This is a genomic window from Edaphobacter sp. FHG110511_03 (assembly GCF_059115365.1).
The window spans coordinates 503,440-521,698 of the sequence record NZ_JBZYWL010000005.1 but is presented as its reverse complement, the minus strand read 5'-3'; the positions used below and the strand labels follow the sequence as shown (position 1 = coordinate 521,698).

Genomic DNA, 18,259 nt, shown 5'->3' with positions numbered 1-18,259 from the left:
ACCGCGTTGCAGAAGCAGCGATTCCGAATTTATCTTGAAGCCTGGAAGTTGTAACGAATGCCGCCGCTGATCGTTGGTTTGTAGTACTCGCGCTGATTCACGAACTGCGTGCTGCCCGTGTAGTATCCGAAGACTTCGTTGTTGAGATTCAAGGCGGAGACCACCGCGCTCCATCCCCGATGCACGCGATAGCTGGCCTGTGCGTCTACCTGGAAGTGCGTGAGCGTGTACACGTCACCGGAGGGCCCGTTCGCACCTAAGTGGCTTGGATCCGCTCCCTTTACTAAACTCGGTGCGATCCAGTTGTAAGAGAAGAGGCTGGCACCGTTGTAAGCAAGACCGACCCGCAACGACAATCGATTGGTATCGTATGTGGTACTGACATTGAAGTTGTGGGGAGCCTGATCGATCAGAGTCGGCCGATCGGTGCGGAGAGGAAGGCCTTTCTCACGCGATTTTGTATAGCTGTAGTTGGCCGAGATACCCAGTCCGCGCAGAACGCCGGGCAGATAGCTGAGATGTTGCTGATAACTCACTTCGAAACCATAGAGCCATGCATTCTGTCCGTTGACATACTGCGTTACGGCGTCTCCGGGGTACTGCGCAATGACGCTTTGCAACGATGCAGGAAAGTATCCCGCAGGGAAGTTCGGCAGGTCGAGCCCACCGGGAATCGAGGTCAAGACCTGTGGCGAGTTGAGCTGTTTGAAGAACACACCAGCCTGAATCATCCCCAGCGGGTTGAGATAGTTCTCATAAAGAAGGTCGTAATTGTTGGCTCGGGTCGGTTTCAGAGAAGGATTGCCGATGGTGACTGCAGTCGGGCTCGCAGTACTGTCCTCGAGAACATAGGGCACTAGCTGATAGGCATCTGGCCTTGCTACGCCACGAGCGTAGACCGCTCGTAACGCCGAGTTCGGATTGAGAGCATAACGCAATTGCACACTCGGCAGGACATCGAGATATGAAGGGTCGTTGGAGATACCGTTTACAGTCCAGCAGTTCTTGTAAGGCTGCGATCCGCAAACCTGCGTAGAAGTGCCGGGTCCATAGAACGCCAAGTTATACCCAAATGTATCCATATGGGTGGCCTCGAAGCGGACGCCAGTCTGCGCACGCAGCTTGCCGAAGGTTATGGTGTTCATCGCGTACCCGGCTGTAATGCGCTCGATTGTGTGAAAGATGTTCGGCCAAGTAGCGGCTACAGTTTTTTGCGGATCGACGTAGCCGGAAAAGTTCTTCAGCGTGTAGTCCTGCACCAGGTTGAAGTCCGACACCGGGCCGTACTTGCCGCCGAAATAGGAGTTGTCATAGAAGTTCGTGCTAGAGAAGTCGCTTTGAAGCTGAGCCATCGTCGGCGTGGAAGATCCTGCCTTGGTGGACCAGCCGTCATACACAGTCTCAGTTGCACTCTGGTTTTTGTGAGCGTTCGTAAACTTAAACCCCGCCTCAAAGGTTCCGAAGTGCGAGGCGACCTCATAGTTCCTGGCGTGCGAGAGGGCCCCGGCAAGGTTAAGCTGCGCTGTAAGACCGCGGGATGTTGTGATGTCCTTGAAGATCCAATACTGCGAGTTTTGCAGCGGGGAGTTGGCTCCGTCACAAGTTCCGAACCGAGGACGGTTCGGGTTCGTTTGTGCAGAGGGATCATAATTGCAGTTGACGCTCGGACCTATCCAGGAAAAATCGGCCTTTGGATTTCCTGCAGAGCTGATCTCATAGGAGCGAGATGCAGAGAGCTCTACCGTCGTCAGGGTGTTTGCAGTCGCATCTCGTCCGCCTACGATCAGAGCTCCTACGGAAGCGTTCGGCCGTTTACTCGACGTATAAAACTTGGGAGCTGGAGATGCGGCTGTTGGACTTGGAAGGGCTCCCTTCGAACTGATGGCGGTTGAGACAGGAGAGTAATACCATTTATCGCCCCAATCTTTGAAGTCGGAGAAGATTCCGCGAGCGTAGATACTGGCGTTCTCATTGATTCGATAGTCCGCGCTTCCGGCGAATCCATAACGATAGCGATAGTAGCGATATTCACGAATCGTGTCGTTGTCGTAAAAGGGACGAGCGAAGGTTGATAGAGGGTCCAGTGTCGGCTGGATGTTATCGATGCCGCGACCGTTATAGTCGTAGGCTCCATTGCCGAGCAGACCGAATTTCTTGGTTGCTCCAAACCGCTTGCCGAGCGTAGCACCGGTACCATACGAAGCTCGGCCATTCGCAATTGGGTTGTACCCACCGTTGCTCCACAGGTTGACGGTGGGCTGTTCTCCAGCTTCCTTTGTGCGCAGGTTGACTGAGCCGCCAATACCATTGGCATCCTGATTGGCTGAGAGCGTTTTATTGAGCTCCACTGCTTCCACGAGATCAGCCGGCAGCACGTCAAGGCGCACCTGTCGTACCGTAGGTTCAGGCGAGGGAATGGTGATACCGTCGACTGTTACGTTGGTCAGACGAGGTTCAGTTCCGCGTACCTGAATGTAGACGCCTTCGCCCTCGATGCGGTAGAGGGACACGGACGGCAGACGACCGATCGCGTCGGCCACATTTGCATTGGGCAAACTCATGATCACTTCGTTAGGAAGAACCTGAACAATGTTGTCGGCCGTACGCGTCTCATTAATTGCTTCAGCCTCGCCATGGGGCCGCTCGGCGGTGACGAGAATTTCATCGCTCACTGAGGTCACCGAAAGCGTCAGTGGGATGTTGAGCTTCTGCCCGGCAGTCAGTTCCACGTCCGTTTGTGTCGGCTTGAATCCCACATACGAGACGGCAAGCGTGTACTTACCGATTGTGACCTCGGGAAATGTGAACCCGCCCTGAGTGTTGCTGACACTGACGAGCCCAAGGGGAAGCAGTTCCACCCGGGCGCCACTGAGCGCTGCTCCTGAATTGTCGACGACCGAGCCGGAGATCGAGCCTTTGCTGGACTGCGCGGCAACTACACGTGACATAAGTAAGAAAACAAACAGGATGGACAACGCAATCCTGTGCTTCCTACCCTCTCGAGCGATACACATAGAGCCTCTTTCTTCACCATTCTTGTCTGTTCGGATAGGAAGCACTATCTCAGTTGAACCTAAGCTCAACTTAAGGAAGCCCTCTTATGCCGCGACGTTTCATGGAAAATTTACATTTTGCGGTTAAGGTCGAAACACCAATGAAAATTCTCCTCGTCGAGGACAAGAAGAAGCTGGCAGCGCATCTCGGAGCCGCGCTTGAAAGCGAGGGACACTTTGTCACACTCGCCTACGATGGCGAGGAAGGCCTTCGGCTCGGCAGGACAAATAACTTCGACCTCCTGATCCTCGATGTCATGCTTCCCAGGATGGATGGTTTCTCCGCGATCAAAAAGCTTCGCGAGGAACGTTTCGCGATACAGACCATCATCGTCTCAGCTCGCGATACGATGCAGGACATCATCTACGGTCTCGACGCGGGAGCAGATGATTATCTGACGAAGCCGTTTGCGCTGGATGTGTTATTAGCCAAAGTAAGAGCCTCCGAGAGGCGTCTTCCGCGTTCCACCTCCACGAAAGAATATGTTTACGCTGACCTGAAATTCCGCCCCCACTTGTACGAGCTGCAACGCGGAGATCGTACAGCCTCACTCACGCGCACGGAGTGTGTACTTTTGGAGGTCCTCATGCGGCGATGCAAGGCGGTTGTTCCTCATGCAACGTTGATCAACGAAGGGTGGCGCAACAGTACAGATGTCAGCTTCGAGAGCCTCTACGTGCTGATCGGAGCACTCCGCGCGAAGATCACTCGGCCTGGCGAGACGGAGTTGCTCCATACGGTCCGCGGGGTTGGCTACACATTCCGGACCGATCCATGGTAAAGAGGCCTTTCTCGATTTCGCTGCGTCTGACGATGTGGTTTGGCCTGATGTTCTTCGCCGGTTGGGTGCTTTTTGGAACAGCAATGTGGTTCAACCTGAAACGAACGTTGACCGCGGAGAGGCATCAAACGCTCGCGAGAAGAATTGATCGTCTGCAGAATCTGCTTCGCAAGGATTTCAACGCATCCCAGCAAGATCGTTTCGACGACTTTCGTGACTTTGCTCGCGCCACTGGTAATGGACTCTCAGAGGTGCTCCGTGAAGACGGCAGCGAAGCGTATCCTTCTCCCTCGCTTGCTGCAGAATCATTCGCGTGGCCTTCAGTAAAGCAGGGCAGCGTGGAAAGATTTATTCATGTCGAATCCCGGGGACAGCCATACTGGGTTCTCGTCCGCCCGATCAGCGTGAATCATGAAAATCTCTTTGTCTTCGCCGCAGCTCCTGAAGCGGCTAACCGGGTCCTTCTGCATCAATTCTTGCGCGGTCTGCTGGAATCGGTACCGATCTTCCTTATCCTCTCTTCGCTTGCCGGTTATTGGATAAGCAGGCGCGCTCTTTCGCCCGTTGACAGGATCACAGAAACTGCACGATCGATTAGCATTCACAATCTATCCGATCGTATTCCAGCGAGCGACACCGGCGATGAGCTGCAGCGCCTCACTGAGACATGCAATGGCATGTTGGAGCGGTTGGGATCGGCGCTTAGCCAGATCAAACAGTTCACGGCTGATGCCTCGCACGAATTACGTGGCCCTTTGTCCTTTACCCGTGTAGTTGCAGAGGTAGCCTTGAAGCGGGGGACAACCGATCCAATGAGCCAGAGGGCCTTTCAGGACATTCTGGAAGAGACCTCAAAAGCTAGCATCCTGATCGAAGATATGCTCACACTGGCTCGTGCTGATTTTGGATCGCAAGAGAAGACCTTTGAATCAATCAACTTCGGAAAGATAATTGAGAACGTCTGCGAGATGGCATCTCCGCACGCTGAAGCCAAAGGGTTATCCTTTCATGTTTCCATATCTTCTGAACGACCGATCTTTGTCCTAGGGGACCTGCTGGGGCTGCAACGACTGGCATGGATTCTGATCGACAACGCGTTCAAATATACCCAGCGCTCCGGGACCGTTGAAGTTCGCGTCGTCCAACTAGCGGATCAAGCACAGTTGATGGTCACCGACACCGGTATTGGAATCTCCGAAGGCGATCTTCCTTATATCTTCAATCGTTTTTTTCGTGCAGACCCATCGCGAAGTGAGACCGAAGGTACCGGACTAGGATTGGCTATCGCGAAGTGGATCTCTGATGTTCACCGTGGCACGTTACACGTCCGAAGTGAGAGACATGCAGGCACTGTCTTTACGCTAAGATTACCTGCGTCCACCCGAATTTAGCCGGGAGATCTGAGACCGAAAGTTGACAAGGATGCAACGTTACGCGGCCGGCTCGTCGTGGGTCACGAGCAGGTGAACGTAACACGCATAGAGCACGGTAGTCCTGACGATTGGAAGCAAACTGCAGATGGGGAAACGGGCATAAGAAATGATGATGTCGGCGATGTATAGCCGCCGGCCCTGGCAAGCAGCTTCCCGTTAGGTGTCGTAGTTGAGAACCGCGTTTAGCAGTCGTAATCACCGTTTGGTCCACCGCGATCAGGCCCATAGCGACGAACTTCAGCCCGGACTGTGCTCCCCGCCACCAGCCGACGCCGACTCGAAGGCGTTTTTCCATTCGAGGAGGAAAAGAGTTGCGACGTCGCCGCCGTATGGATTTCTGTCGTATTCCTTAGCGCAATGACAGTGTAAGGGCAAGCATTACATAAATTTACGAGCAGGTGTAATGAGTCTCCATCCTAAAGGAATGCACCCAGGCGCCGTATGGCGCAAAGCAGATCTTCAAGTCCATACTCCCGCGAGATCCTCAATGGGCGGGCCCCAAATTCAAGGGCGGCAGCGAACAGCATGAAGCTTTACGAGAAGCATGGGCAGACAAATTCGTACAGGCACGTATAGACCGCAAACTCGATATGATGCTATACCTGCCACCATGATTTGTGCGCGATGCCATATATCTTACGTGCGATAGCACGGTTGCCGCTTGACGCTCCCAAGCCCTGGGTCTTTCCAGGTATGGAGGTGACCTGTAACGACTCAGCGCAGTGCCTTGCTATTTTCGATGTTCATAGCGATTCGGATCTATGGGACAGACTGTACGGCGGACATCTACCATCATGAAGACCTCTATATTTTCCCCGATATAAAAGAGTCAACGTTTTGGAGCCGGGCGAAACAATGTCACTCAGCAGATTCTCGTCAGCAACGTTCTCGGTGAGGGATAAATCGCTAATGCGATTTTGACGTCGCATGGCCTGAGGTATTCTCCTACTTCTCGCAATAGGGGATCAAGTTGGTGCTGAGATCGGCATGGCGGTCCACAGGAGTGCATTTACCCGTGCTTGTGCGCCTGAAGTCATGGCGTCTCGATAACCAATGATTACTCTGGATCGTGAGGCGCTCTCGCTAAATTGGGAGCGAAGCGCCTGCCTCATGCCACCATCCATTACTTACTCGCCGTTTCACTGAGATGTAAAGCTAACAGGTTTTCAACCCTATAGAAAACGACAGTTGCCTTCCAGAAGATTCCCTTGGGGAGAAGAGCTTCGCCTTGCGCGAGACTTTGAAGTGGTCAGGCGCACCGCTGTGGCTACGCGCGAGACATCAGAATGATCTGCGTCTCGTGAAGGTGCAAATTCCCATTTGGAGGGTTTTGATGAATAATCCATCTACTGTGACGACAAATGTCTGGGCAGCCCGGGTGGCTCGGATCGATCCAATAGGACATGCGTTCCTGCGTTACGGTTTGGTTGTGGCGATCGGATGGATCGCTGGCATGAAAGGCACAGAATATGAAACCAAGGGCATTCAGCCGTTGATTGCACACAGCCCTCTGATCAGTTGGGGCTACGGCATCTGGACGGTTCATCACTTCACCATGATCATCGGTGTCGTTGAATTAGTCATAGCAACGCTTATCGCTGTTCGACATTGGTTTCCCAAAGCCTCCTCCGTGGGGAGTATCGTCGCTGTTTTCATGTTTCTAACAACCCTCTCGTTTATTCTGACCACACCTGGTTGGGAACCGAGCTTAGGAGGTTTTCCAGCCCTGTCGCTCGGCGTCGGCGAATTCCTGATCAAAGACCTCGCTCTTCTCGGTGCAGCATTTTGGACCCTGACGGACTCGCTTAAGGCCGCTTATGATCTACCGAGAGCGGAGTAGCTTTATCAAAGCCAATAGGCACATCATCCACATATCGCGCTATCTGAGTGATCACTTCATAATGTGGGAGGGATGCATGAAAGAATATCGGCGCCCCCGAATCGATCGTGAACTCGTCGCGTGAACACAATACCGTTTGACCCAGGAGAATGGGACCGAGTGACCATTTCAAAATGAACATTAGAACAACAAGGAACCAGGGATTTATTTCTATGTCGTCTCTGGAAAGCCGTTATTTGCGTCTTCTAATAAATATGACGACGAATGTGGGTGGCCCAGTTTCACCAAGCCAATTGAATCAGAGAACATAGTGTTGTCCTTCGTATCGGATTGAGCTCGATCGTCGGAATGACGAGACTGACTGAAGCTGCAATTCATTTTGCAGGCGACTCTTCACCTTTGGTATTGTCCGTCCGAGTTGGTTGCCTAAATGCGAGCAACGCGAAATATTTCGCGCAGTTAGAAGAACATATCGTGTCGGGCTCATTATTCAGGGAAGATTCTGCGCGATATCGAAGGTTTGTTCCATATAGGGTGTCGTTTTCCCATCAGGATTCGCGGATTTACGACTGCAAGCTCAATTTCCCAAGTAGACCACCGATCAACTCCGCCTGAAGAAAACAACAGGCTTGATCCTGCATGTTTTGGGATGACTAATATATGGTCTGCAGTCGATACTTGCCCTTAAGCTCTTCCCGTTCGGTGGGTGTAAAGGAATTAGAGGACGCCTGCACTTCACGGAATTGTTTAGCTTTAGCCGCTACTCTTCGCCTCTGTGCGTCACTTGGCCGACCGTTCCCCGAGGCAGGTCATCGACGGTCCACAACAGATAAATATTGGAGGATTCCATGCCCAAGAACATGTATGACGACCTAGCATCTGCTTCGCCAAATCGCGAACGTTTTATGAAGAAAATCGACACCGCGAGCGCGATGATGGGTGGCGGAGGATCGCCAACTAGAAAGTCGGAGCCCATTACGGAAACCGACATACTCAATTTCGCACTGAATCTTGAATATCTCGAAGCGGAGTTCTACACCTATGCCGTGACGGGCAAATCGATCACGAGCTTTGGCATCGGCATCGATGGTAAGGCAACGGGCGATAATCCTGCGACTGGTGGCGCAACAGCTGGTGGTTTTCAGGTTAAATTCGACAATAACGAGATCTTCAGCCGTGAGATTGCCGCTGAGATTGGATCAGATGAACGAGCACATGTTGTATTGTTGCGAGACGCGCTCGGCTCAGCGGCCGTTGCGAAACCCAATATCAATCTGGATGCTCTGGGTATTGGCTTCGGCAACCAGACTGACTTTCTTACCGTCGCGCGCATTCTGGAGGATATCGGAGTGACGGCATATGCGGGGGCTGTCGGTATGCTTAGAACCCCCGAAATTATTACTACGGCTGCACGTCTTCTTGCGGCTGAAGCTGAACATGCGGGCAGCATTCATACTCAGGTCGCTCGTTTGAAGATTCCGTCATCGCCGGTTGATGGCGCTGACCTGATTCCTCCCCCTAGCGGACAGGTCTCACAGTACCTCTCTATTCAGTTGAAAAATGGCCTTGTCGCAGCCCGGACAGCTGGCCAGGTCTTGCACCTCGCCTTCGGCATGCAGGCAAATGCCAAACAGGGCGGCTTCTTTCCGACCGGACTTAACGGAGCCATCACGATGAGCTCCGACGCTACAACAGAAGCAAGTTTTTCTTAGAAAGATTGTCGATGATGTGTCCCTGGTCAAAATCGTTGCTTTGCCGAGCGGTTTCGGGGAGTGAAGTCACCTCAATCACTGGCAAGGTGCTGTTCCACCTTTGCCTTCAGCAACTACTCGTGGCCCCTCGCATTAGATATCGAACGGGCTTTCCATCCCGCAACATTTCTACTAAAAGGGACATATAACCGAGGAGCAAATTATCATGAAGGCAATCGTTGTGACGGATCAGGCCGCGGGAACGGCCGGAATGAAGCTGGTGGAGCGGCCCGAGCCGACGGGGGAGGGCCCGAACTATGGCGATGTCGTTGTTAAGGTTCATGCGTCGGGATTCACCGTCGATGAGCTCTCGTGGCCCTCGACGTGGGTCGACCACCTCGGCCGTGACCGGACGCCTTCGATCCCCGGCCATGAGGTGGCCGGAGTGGTTACCGCCCTCAGCTATGGAACGACGGGGCTGTCGGTAGGGCAGCGGGTGTTCGGCCTAACGGACTGGACTCGCGACGGCACGCTGGCGGAGTATGTAGCCGTCGAGGCACGCAACCTCGCGCCGCTGCCGGGCGACGTTGACTTCACGGTGGGCTCAGCACTTGTGATGTCGGGCCTGACCGCGTGGCAAGGGCTGATCGAGCATGGCCGCCTTCGCGCGGGGCAGAGCGTCCTTGTTCATGGTGCAGCCGGCGTAGTCGGTTCGATGGCAACACAGGTCGCACGTGAGGCCGGTGCATATGTCATCGGCACCGGGCGCGCTGCCGGCCGTCAGACGGCTCTCGACTTCGGCGCACAGGAGTTCGTCGACCTCGATAGCGATACCCTGGAAGATGTTGGTAGGGTCGATCTGGTTTTCGATGTTCTCGGCGGCGACATCGCGAAGCGGTCTGCTGGCATAATTCGCGCCGGAGGTACACTTGTGACTATTACTGGCCCGACCGACGCACGGCCCGCTGATGGCTTGACGATCGACTTCGTCGTCGTACCCGATCGTGCCCAATTGAGTGAGCTCGTCCAGCGGGTCCGGGATGGTCGGCTTCGGACAAACATCGGCAACGTGGCTACGCTCGACGATGCTGTTGCTGTCTTCAGTCCGACCGAGCTAACGAAGGGGAAGACAATTATCCGCGTTCATCCGTGAGGTCTCGTGGATTGCCTAACTTCCAAGCCGTATGTTTTCCATAGCTTCGCAAATAGTGCTTGAGTATCGTGGATGCCCAAGCACTATTTGCGTCAGAGGGCTTAGCCGAGCGTCAGCGGGACAACAGATTCACTCAGGAAACGCCGGGCATCCGCCATCGTATTCTGGCGTTACGCTCCAGCGCCACCGCCTATTAGTGATATGTAAGACGCTCAACGGCTGAACCGCGAAATCTATCTTTCATTTTTTGCGGAAAGTGCGTACTACGCTCAAATCTATTTAGGAGACTGGAGACTCGCAGTTTTGGTCATCACACAGTTCGTAACGCATGGGCCACGGCATCCAACAGTTGAACTACTTGAACGGGCTTGCTGAAAAAAGTAAAGTCTGGCGTAGGGACTTTGGCGACCCATGTTTCGATCAAAGATAACTCAGTGGCGGAAAGCAAAAAGATCCGGCACGCTGGGCACAGTGCAAAGATCCTTCTGGCAAGTTCGATACCTGACAGTTCTGGCATCGCGTAGTCGCTCACCAAGACATCGGGAGGTTGTGTGCCGGCTGCTGCAAGAAGAGCACGGGGACAAGTGAAATATTCCGTCTCGTAGCCGCTCTCTTCGAAGATGGCTGCCAGTGTTTCTTGCGATCAACACTTCGTCGTCAACGATGTAAATGCGTTGCCTTTGCACCATGCGTTAGATCGCTTCGTCTTTTTCATCGTAATTCCGGCGTAAAAGAAGAGACCTGTAGCTAAGTACAGTTGAGACACAGACGTACCCTTCTGATTTATGCGAGTGTTGGCTCTTTTCATATCAAGCATGACCGCAAAAAGGACCTGCGCGCTAGCTCCCCAAGTCTGCGAGTGCAACGTGAGCTGCGTGATAGCCAGCCATCCCATGCACACCGCCTCCTGGCGGGGTGGAAGCCCCGCAAAGATATAAACCCCTCTTCGAAGTACGATAAAGCTCTGAGGTTGGGCGGTAGATAAGTTGTCGAAGGTTCATGGAGCCACCCAAGATGTCGCCACCAACAAGGTTCGGATTCCATTGTTCCAGTGCGGCGGGAGTGGAGACAGAACGAGCCAGAATGCAATCACGGAAACCAGGTGCAAAGCGTGAGATCTGATTCTCTATAGCTTCGGTGTAGTCAATCGCACTGCCATTCGGAACATGACAGTAAGCCCATGCGGTGTGGCTTCCTGTCGGCGCACGAGTGGAGTCAAAGAGGGATGGTTGTCCGAGGAGGACGAAGGGCCGCTCCAAGCCAAGCGTACGTTCGGCCTCGATAATCTCTTCGAGAGAGCCGCCGATGTGGACTGTGGCAGCACGGGAACACTCTGAAGCGGCCCACGGTATGGGACAGCTGAGGGCATAGTCGATCTTGAAGACGCCAGGCCCGTAGCGGAATCCCTTGAGCTTCTCAACGTACCGAGGAGCCAGCTCTAAATCTTGCAGTCGTAACAACTGGTGAGGCGTGAGGTCTGCAAGTACGAGATCTGTGTGCGGCATTTGAGTAATCTCATGCGCAGTGACAATCGTTCCACCCAACTGAACAAGGTGTCGGATCAAAACGTTCGTGAGAGATTGGGCTCCGCCACCGAGTATGGGCCATCCACCAGAGTGTCCAGCAGCCAGGAGGATGAGACCCACAGCAGAGGACGCGATGCTCTCCAGAGGAAGAATGGAATGGGTCGAGACTCCGCCGAAGAGGGCCTGGGCTCGTTTTCCTTTGAAATGAGAACGGGCCAAATCTGCAGCTGGAAACAAAGCCATCGACCCGAAGCGCGCGAGAAGCAAAGGATGAAGAGGAAAGTGCTGAATTGGCCCAAGGACCTCCTCGACTAGCTCTCCAAAATTCCTAACCAAAGGTTCAAAGAGGGATTGATAGGCGTTTCTATCGCATTCGTCTAACCCCTCCACGGTCGCGTCGATTGACCGCTCAACCACGACTGCAGTTCCGTCATCGAGAGGATGTGCACAGGACGCAGGTGACTCGATCCATGGAATATCTATCGGAAGAGAGCAAAAAAAAGGGCTCGCTTTGCCCAAGGGATACGCGGCGGAGCCAAGGTCCTGAATAAATCCAGGCAATGCCATCTCAGCACTGGAACATCCTCCTCCTGGGCGACTGTTCTTTTCAAATACTGTCGTCGGGATACCTGCGGCTGAAAGCACTATTGCTGCGGACAAACCATTGGGACCGGAGCCGACGACTGTTGCAGTTGCGTTGTCCAGCTGTGCCATCAGAAACCTCTCAGTCGGTGTGGAGGAGTACGGTCAAACTTCTCGTTTGTGCTTAGCAAGGTATGCTCTCTATCGGTCATATCGCATCGGTCTTTCAATATCCGGTAAAAAGCATGGCGGGAGTTTCGCTGAAACAAGCTCTGCTGAAGCCGTCAGGTCTTGAGGGCGATAGATTCTATGCATTTCAAAGCTCCAATGCGCCTCCAGGCATGCTCCGGCTCTCCGGCAAAGAACGTCGTGCGATGCTCGGGTATAGAGCCAATCTGATCAAGGATGACGTAGTCAGCGTTGCAACTCCTACCGGAGAAATTTATCCCGTCGACTCTCCACAATTGATTGAATATTTCCAAACCCATATCTCACGAACAACACGCTTTCAATTGATTCGGTCAGAAGTTCCGCAGACAGATGTTAGACCGCTCTCACTGGTTTCGCGTCAGACGATTGCCCATCTCTTCAGAAGTGGGTCGATCCATCCATGAGCGTCGTTTTCGCGCCAATCTAATTCTTGATCTAACTGCTGGGCCTTTCGCCGAGGATGAATGGATCGGCAAACGGCTCTGTATCGGCGAGAGCGCAATCGTTCAGATCATTGATCGCATTCCACGTTGCCGAGTAGTGACTCATGACCCAATCAATCCGAGTTTGAAGAACCCGTCTTCGACATCATGAAAATACTAGATAAATTCCATCAAGGAAGGGCCGGCGTTTATGCCAAGATTGTCCAACCCGGAATCGTGTTCTTGAACGACGATCTTCGGATAGTGAGGTAATTGTCATCGATCTTATCCACTACAAACCATGATAGTCTCGGGGTCAATGAGCGCGAGCGATAATGCATTGATAATTCGAAAACTCATTCAGGCCCTTGAAGCTGACATCTCTGAGCTGGATATTGAAGGCCCAGCCATTCAGCACGATCGGCGAGATCAGTCGTTTCCTTTCAATCTGAGGGGCGTTTGGCGTCAATGAGAACCACGGTAGTCCCGACCCCAACCTCGGTCTCGTCTAATTGCTGCTCTCGCAGCTCCATCCCTTCAGGTAACTGCGTGTCGTGTGTGATCTGGCCAACACGGAGATGGGGTAGTCGAGAAGCACTTCGCCACGTCCTAACTCTTGGACCTCATCGTGCTTCGACGAATCCTTCAACCTGTTCAAGCTCCGGTCTGAGCATTTTTGCGTACTCCAGGTACGCATCCCATTGATCTGGTTTCGGTTGAACTTCGAATAGGACCGAAAACATTATCTGCTCCTCTCAATTTCGGATGCACTTGCTAGATGTGATTTGCTCAGAGGGCTGCGATGCATTGACTTTCGCGAACCTTTTCTACGGAAGTGCAATAGACATTGCACTTTAACACGTTGGCGAGCGACGAACCCGCTGTTTCAACGCAGAGCTTCGGCGGTTTGAGCCGAGTTCTGTTTGTCTTTCAATCGGCGCGTCAACCGACCTCGCCGGAGTCAGGGGCGAAAAAGGGAAGCCCAGAGACCTAGATAGTGACGCCATGCCACCTACAACCGAAGTCGGAGCCTTCCATCGTTCCAGATTAGTTGAGATCGGCTCAACCCGAATAATTTCTACCTGCACGACAATCTCTAGGCCGCAGCGACGCCTTCTTTCTATAGAACACATCAGGTTGCGAAGGGAAGACCAAGGAAAAGTCAGCCACTAGGCTGACAACATTGACGGTGTACTCTGTTCGCATAAAAACAGTACGATGGACTCCGTGACGCACAAACCGGACTTTCGGGTGAATCCCGTTCGGTATGGTTAGAAATGCCGTGAGTGATCACGACACACCAGCTATCGCATGACTACCCCGAACCCTCAGTCCGTTGCCGACAATCCCGAAACGAAAGCTCGGCCCTGAAGGATTTCAAGAAGGCCAAGTTCGAGATTTCGCAGAGCACGACAGCGGGCCCCTTGGTCAGCAGTCGAAGAACTCTTCCTGATCAATCTGAAAGGCCAACATACCCATGCCTAAGACCCGAGTATTTAGGGCGCTTCATTCAAGAGCGGATCAACCTCTACTCCTTCCGAATGTCTGGGATGTTGGAGGAGCCAGGCTTGCTGAGTTATTCGGAGCGAAGGCCGTCGCAACGACAAACGCTGGTGTGGCTTGGTCCTTGGGCTATCCCGATGGCAACAAGTTGCCGCTCGAGCGACAGGCCCAACTGGCAAGCGACTTGGTCAAGGGTGTAAAAGTGCCGGTATCCATCGATATGGGAGCAGGCTACTCAGACGATCTCGAACTCGTTAGCGAGAATCTCAAACCCGTCCTGGGTGCTGGTATCGCGGGCATCGACATCGAGGACGGTGCGGACGAGCCAAGTCTGTTGGCGAAAAAGATCGAGGCGATCAAGCGTACGGCATCGGCGATGAAGATAGATGTCTTCGTCAACGCACGGACCGATGTGTATTTCCAAAATTTGGCCCCAGACGAAAACAAGGCCGAAGAGACGCTGGCGCGAGCGTTCCTCTACGCCGAAGCGGGAGCCGATGGTCTCTTTGTCTCGGCGTTGACCGAATTGACGCAGATCGCCCAGATCACTGTCGGAACAAAGCTGCCCGTAAACCTTCTCGGATGGCCTGGTCTTCCCAAGGCAGCTGATCTCGCCAAACTTGGAGTCCGGCGTCTCAGCGCAGGTTTGGGCATCTCGCAGACAGTTTGTCGGCGAATCGGAAAGCTCACCGAGGCGTTTCTCGCTACCGATGATTCGGACGACTTTACGAAAGACTTCATGGCGTGTGGCGAGCTCCAAAAGTTATTCGCCAACACGAAGTGAAACTCGATGCCCAAACAGATGAGGAACTTGTTGTGAATCTAGCTCAACCAGCCGAAATGGGACCTATCACAAAGGTATTTGATCCTACTGGCACCATTTCACGGAGCGCTTCAATCTTCTAATGAAGGTGTTGTTCTTCGCTGGTTCCCTGGGACCACTCGCAGGTTTAAGAGTGTGGTAAGTGTTTGGCTGGTCTGGAGTTGCGCTTTGTGTCTCGTCGCGACCATAGGTGCAACGCTGCTCTTGGTAACAACCTTGGCTTATGGAAGCTGAGAGCCAAATCGCACTGTCTAGAAACAGAAGTGATCGTTTAAGAGAAATGTAAGGAGTTGATTCAATGCCAGAAAATAACGCGTTACAACACCAAAGCGCAAAATATCTAGCCGCACGGGCTATAATGGCGTATCGTGCGGGATTTCCGGTCACGCAGCTTTCGGTTACTAGTAGTAGCGAACGCCACGGTGGTATCGTATGCGACTGGAAGAGCCAGCGAGACTCGTTCAAGAATGACGCGAAGCTGCTAGGTAGAGCCTTCGCCTTCGTCTACATTGGATCGATCGTGGACCAGGCGATTAGTGACCCGATTTCGGATGATTTACGCAAAGAGGTTGTATCCGACATGTCGAGTGCGCTTGATATACGGATGACTGCGGTCGATTGGGGTGTAGCGAAAGCACTGACAGACACCGACCCCTTTGCGTATGCCGGATACAAGTTGGCCTCGCGGCTTCTGCGGACGGATCAACCGCTGATCGAACCTCTCGCTCGCGAGTTGATGTCCCAAAGCACGATTGAAGGCGACGCTCAGAGGAAGTGGTTAGACGCCAATGGAAGCCCGCTTAATTTTGAGGAATTGGAAGCGAGCACGACCTACTGAAAACGAAAACATCTGTGAACGAACAGTCACAGAAAATCAACTCGTAAGGCTTCGAGTTGTCGCACGGCTTTCTGGCGGAGTTTCTTTGGGTACGTCGCCAAAATAGAGGTAGAGCCTTCGAGGATGCAGACCTCTGTTAACGATGTGTCGATATGCCGGAAGTCTCGTAGCATGTAGAGATTCGCAATATCGGAGATCGCTCCGGCAAGCTCCACCCCCGTGGGACCACCTCCGATGATGACAAATTTCAGCGGGGCGTGGAAGCCGGTCTCGACCATCTGCCGTTCGGCGAGTTCGTACGCGAGCAGCACCCTTCTGCGGATCTCAGTAGCGTCTTCAATGGTTTTGAGGCCAGGCGCGATGCTGGCCCACTCATCTTTTCCGAAGTAGCTGTGTGTTGAGCCGGTGGCGACGATCAGAAAGTCGTAAGGAAGTTTGACACCAGCTTTCAAGCCCACAGTTTGAGCGACAAGATCAATCTGACAAGCTTCCTCCATGAGCACTTCGACATTATTGTGATTGCCGAGGATGGAACGGATTGGCTGTGCAATATCCCCTGGACTCAACACGGCGAGAGCGACTTGGTAAAGCAACGGGTGAAATGTGTGGCGGTTATTGCGGTCGATGACCGTTACATCGACGTGGGCGGAGCCTAGGGTCTTGGCTGCATTCAGGCCCGCAAAACCCGCGCCCAGGATGATAACCTTCGGACGCGATTTGGAACTTTCGGAGTTAGTCATTAGGTCGGCCTCGGAATCGACAATTCAAATGCGTTATGCGTCAAGATGACGCTTCGACTTTATGAGGAGCAACGCCCAGTTCGACCATTGAGATCCACGGCGGTTCACCTATGGATTTCTCTAGGCCATTCGACTGATCGAAATGCGCCCTATCGGAAATGACGGGATCCGATAGAGGCGAACATGGTAAACAAACCAAACTACATAGCCTGACTGAATCGGAGTAGAGCTCGAAGATAACTGTAGGAATGCTTAAACCTGTATGGTTCCGTTCTTCACCATTCAAATAAAACATCTGGATGCCGTAGCGACGGGGGCTGCATTCTTGCTATGCATTGCGGTGATGTTTATTTTTGCGAGCCGCACCGGATGGATGAGTACCCGCTTCGGCGAGCGGCCATTCCTGATCATTGGGATTATTGCTTCAGCAACGGGGATCGGGCTTTGCGCTATCTTTGCTAGGCAGTCGGGCTACGCAGCTTGTCTACTGCCGGGAATGATTGGCCTAGGTGTGATGGCCTCCGACGCCCGCATGCTGCAACAGCGAGCCGTCTTGAATTTGTCTCCGGTTGGAGGGGATGCGGGGCAGACCTCTGATGATGAGGGTCTGCAGCTTGGAATCTAAGACCGATAAAGCGAGCTTCAGGTTTTTGCGATATGACCGGCGATCACCTCGACACTGGTCGGCGCTTCGGCCATCGTTCCCACTCGAATAAGCTCGCTGAAGTTCTTATTTCCCGAGTCGAGAAGGTTGCTCGCCGAGGTGGTCACCTTCCAGTTCCGCGCAGAGGCATTCAATGTGCTGAATCCGGCCAACTCTGGAGGGCCTGGAGCGAATATCAGTAATCCCTCGAATGTCGGAGTCATCGGAAGCACGTCAACCGACAATCGGGAACTGCAGTTCGGCGGACGAGTGAGCTTCTAGATCAACTCTGGCCGGACTGGCGTCTTTCGCCGGTCCGGGAGGAGTGCGAGGAAGAGGGAAGCTCCGTAGCATGAATGAGAGATTTGGGAATGACGCTTGTGGCCCGAGATCTGTTTCCACACATGTTGGATGATGCACGCGTGATTCTCTTAGATGTCTCGCGTGATTAAGGATCACATTTGCATGTACCTTAACCTGAAGTTCGGGCAACCACTGCGAAGACTTTAGTGTTGATCACACAACTGATTGTCATTAAGGCTCTGTTGCACTAACTCTGTTAGTCGAAGTTCGTCCATTGTGCTGCTTCCATGAGGCAGCTATATCGAAGATGTTGAACATCTTGTTTACGAAGCGCACCTCGTATTTGACATGCGGCTTAGTCGTGAGGTCATGTGCGTCGGCCTTCTCTCGACGACGTTCTGGCTGACGCCGTCCGAGCTCACGCTGGCAAGTTTGGGCGGCTTGTGGTTGTAGTCCCATTCCTCCCGCTACTCCTCTTCTTCGCCTAAGCGCAGCAAAACCCCACCGCTTTATAGCTATAACCTGTCGCCTGCATCAACCGTCTGGTTACTGATCGCACGAACCTGCCGCTGTTCTTGGAATAAAACCTGTATCGAAGTGTTTTTTAGGAAGATGCAATGAAAGGTGTACCACTGCAAGCTTACTGTGATTCCCTATATTAGTGTCGAAATGATTGAAGCGCTGATCTCAGTGGATAGTTCACCGAAACTCACTTCT

16 protein-coding genes and 1 pseudogene are annotated in these 18,259 nt (G+C 53.1%); 12 read left to right on the top strand and 5 right to left on the bottom strand.

What is annotated here, in order from left to right:
• Positions 1–29: 29 nt before the first annotated feature.
• The gene (locus AC5S26_RS21975; protein WP_494187080.1) at positions 30–3,014 is read right to left on the bottom strand and encodes a TonB-dependent receptor; all 2,985 of its coding nucleotides are present in this window, start codon (positions 3,012–3,014) and stop codon (positions 30–32) included.
• A gap of 140 nt (positions 3,015–3,154) precedes the next feature.
• Here AC5S26_RS21975 and AC5S26_RS21970 point away from each other — a divergent pair, with 140 nt between their 5' ends.
• From AC5S26_RS21970 to AC5S26_RS21945, 6 genes and pseudogenes are all read left to right on the top strand, one after another.
• Positions 3,155–3,835 carry a response regulator transcription factor gene (locus AC5S26_RS21970; protein ID WP_494187079.1) on the top strand — a complete coding sequence of 227 codons (681 nt, stop codon included), beginning with the start codon at positions 3,155–3,157 and terminating at the stop codon, positions 3,833–3,835.
• Entirely contained in the window at positions 3,829–5,226 is a 1,398-nt protein-coding gene (locus tag AC5S26_RS21965; RefSeq protein ID WP_494187078.1) for an ATP-binding protein, read from the top strand. Before AC5S26_RS21970 ends, AC5S26_RS21965 begins: the two co-directional genes overlap by 7 nt.
• A 1,375-nt stretch (positions 5,227–6,601) precedes the next feature.
• On the top strand, positions 6,602–7,108 hold the full coding sequence (locus tag AC5S26_RS21960; RefSeq protein ID WP_494187077.1) for a YkgB family protein: 507 nt from the start codon (positions 6,602–6,604) through the stop codon (positions 7,106–7,108).
• Between the two features lie 196 nt (positions 7,109–7,304).
• A pseudogene (locus AC5S26_RS21955) lies at positions 7,305–7,442 on the top strand (peptide-methionine (R)-S-oxide reductase); the annotation flags it as partial.
• 514 nt (positions 7,443–7,956) lie between these two features.
• Positions 7,957–8,820: a ferritin-like domain-containing protein gene (locus AC5S26_RS21950; protein ID WP_494187076.1), complete on the top strand. Its 864-nt coding sequence runs from the start codon at positions 7,957–7,959 to the stop codon at positions 8,818–8,820.
• Between the two features lie 205 nt (positions 8,821–9,025).
• Positions 9,026–9,952, top strand: a complete 927-nt coding sequence (locus AC5S26_RS21945) for an NADP-dependent oxidoreductase (protein ID WP_494187075.1) — start codon at positions 9,026–9,028, stop codon at positions 9,950–9,952.
• Positions 9,953–10,262: 310 nt separating this feature from the next.
• Here the strand turns inward: AC5S26_RS21945 and AC5S26_RS21940 are convergent, their stop codons facing one another.
• Together AC5S26_RS21940 and AC5S26_RS21935 are read right to left on the bottom strand one after the other, a co-directional pair.
• Positions 10,263–10,583, bottom strand: coding sequence for a response regulator (locus AC5S26_RS21940; RefSeq protein WP_494187173.1), 321 nt, complete (start codon positions 10,581–10,583; stop codon positions 10,263–10,265).
• Positions 10,584–10,791: 208 nt separating this feature from the next.
• Positions 10,792–12,192, bottom strand: a complete 1,401-nt coding sequence (locus tag AC5S26_RS21935; protein WP_494187074.1) for a phytoene desaturase family protein — start codon at positions 12,190–12,192, stop codon at positions 10,792–10,794.
• 62 nt (positions 12,193–12,254) lie between these two features.
• Here AC5S26_RS21935 and AC5S26_RS21930 point away from each other — a divergent pair, with 62 nt between their 5' ends.
• From AC5S26_RS21930 to AC5S26_RS21915, 4 genes are all read left to right on the top strand, one after another.
• Positions 12,255–12,674 carry an MOSC N-terminal beta barrel domain-containing protein gene (locus AC5S26_RS21930; RefSeq protein ID WP_494187073.1) on the top strand — a complete coding sequence of 140 codons (420 nt, stop codon included), beginning with the start codon at positions 12,255–12,257 and terminating at the stop codon, positions 12,672–12,674.
• Positions 12,601–12,864 (top strand): MOSC domain-containing protein, encoded by a 264-nt coding sequence (locus AC5S26_RS21925; RefSeq protein WP_494187072.1) that lies wholly within the window; start codon positions 12,601–12,603, stop codon positions 12,862–12,864. The genes AC5S26_RS21930 and AC5S26_RS21925 overlap by 74 nt, the downstream gene beginning before the upstream one ends.
• A 1,305-nt stretch (positions 12,865–14,169) precedes the next feature.
• Positions 14,170–14,979 carry an isocitrate lyase/PEP mutase family protein gene (locus tag AC5S26_RS21920; RefSeq protein ID WP_494187071.1) on the top strand — a complete coding sequence of 270 codons (810 nt, stop codon included), beginning with the start codon at positions 14,170–14,172 and terminating at the stop codon, positions 14,977–14,979.
• Positions 14,980–15,316: 337 nt separating this feature from the next.
• Positions 15,317–15,856, top strand: coding sequence for a hypothetical protein (locus AC5S26_RS21915; protein ID WP_494187070.1), 540 nt, complete (start codon positions 15,317–15,319; stop codon positions 15,854–15,856).
• Positions 15,857–15,882: 26 nt separating this feature from the next.
• Here the strand turns inward: AC5S26_RS21915 and AC5S26_RS21910 are convergent, their stop codons facing one another.
• Positions 15,883–16,596 (bottom strand): NAD(P)/FAD-dependent oxidoreductase, encoded by a 714-nt coding sequence (locus tag AC5S26_RS21910; protein WP_494187069.1) that lies wholly within the window; start codon positions 16,594–16,596, stop codon positions 15,883–15,885.
• Between the two features lie 262 nt (positions 16,597–16,858).
• Between AC5S26_RS21910 and AC5S26_RS21905 the strand changes: the two genes are divergently transcribed.
• Complete coding sequence (locus AC5S26_RS21905) at positions 16,859–17,221, top strand: hypothetical protein (RefSeq protein WP_494187068.1); 363 nt, start codon at positions 16,859–16,861, stop codon at positions 17,219–17,221.
• A 17-nt stretch (positions 17,222–17,238) separates the two neighbouring features.
• On the opposite strand, the gene AC5S26_RS21900 is transcribed toward AC5S26_RS21905, so the two are convergent.
• Positions 17,239–17,367, bottom strand: coding sequence for a hypothetical protein (locus AC5S26_RS21900; RefSeq protein ID WP_494187067.1), 129 nt, complete (start codon positions 17,365–17,367; stop codon positions 17,239–17,241).
• Here AC5S26_RS21900 and AC5S26_RS21895 point away from each other — a divergent pair.
• Positions 17,360–17,521 carry an outer membrane beta-barrel protein gene (locus AC5S26_RS21895; RefSeq protein WP_494187066.1) on the top strand — a complete coding sequence of 54 codons (162 nt, stop codon included), beginning with the start codon at positions 17,360–17,362 and terminating at the stop codon, positions 17,519–17,521. The genes AC5S26_RS21900 and AC5S26_RS21895 overlap by 8 nt on opposite strands.
• The last annotated feature ends 738 nt before the right edge of the window (positions 17,522–18,259 follow it).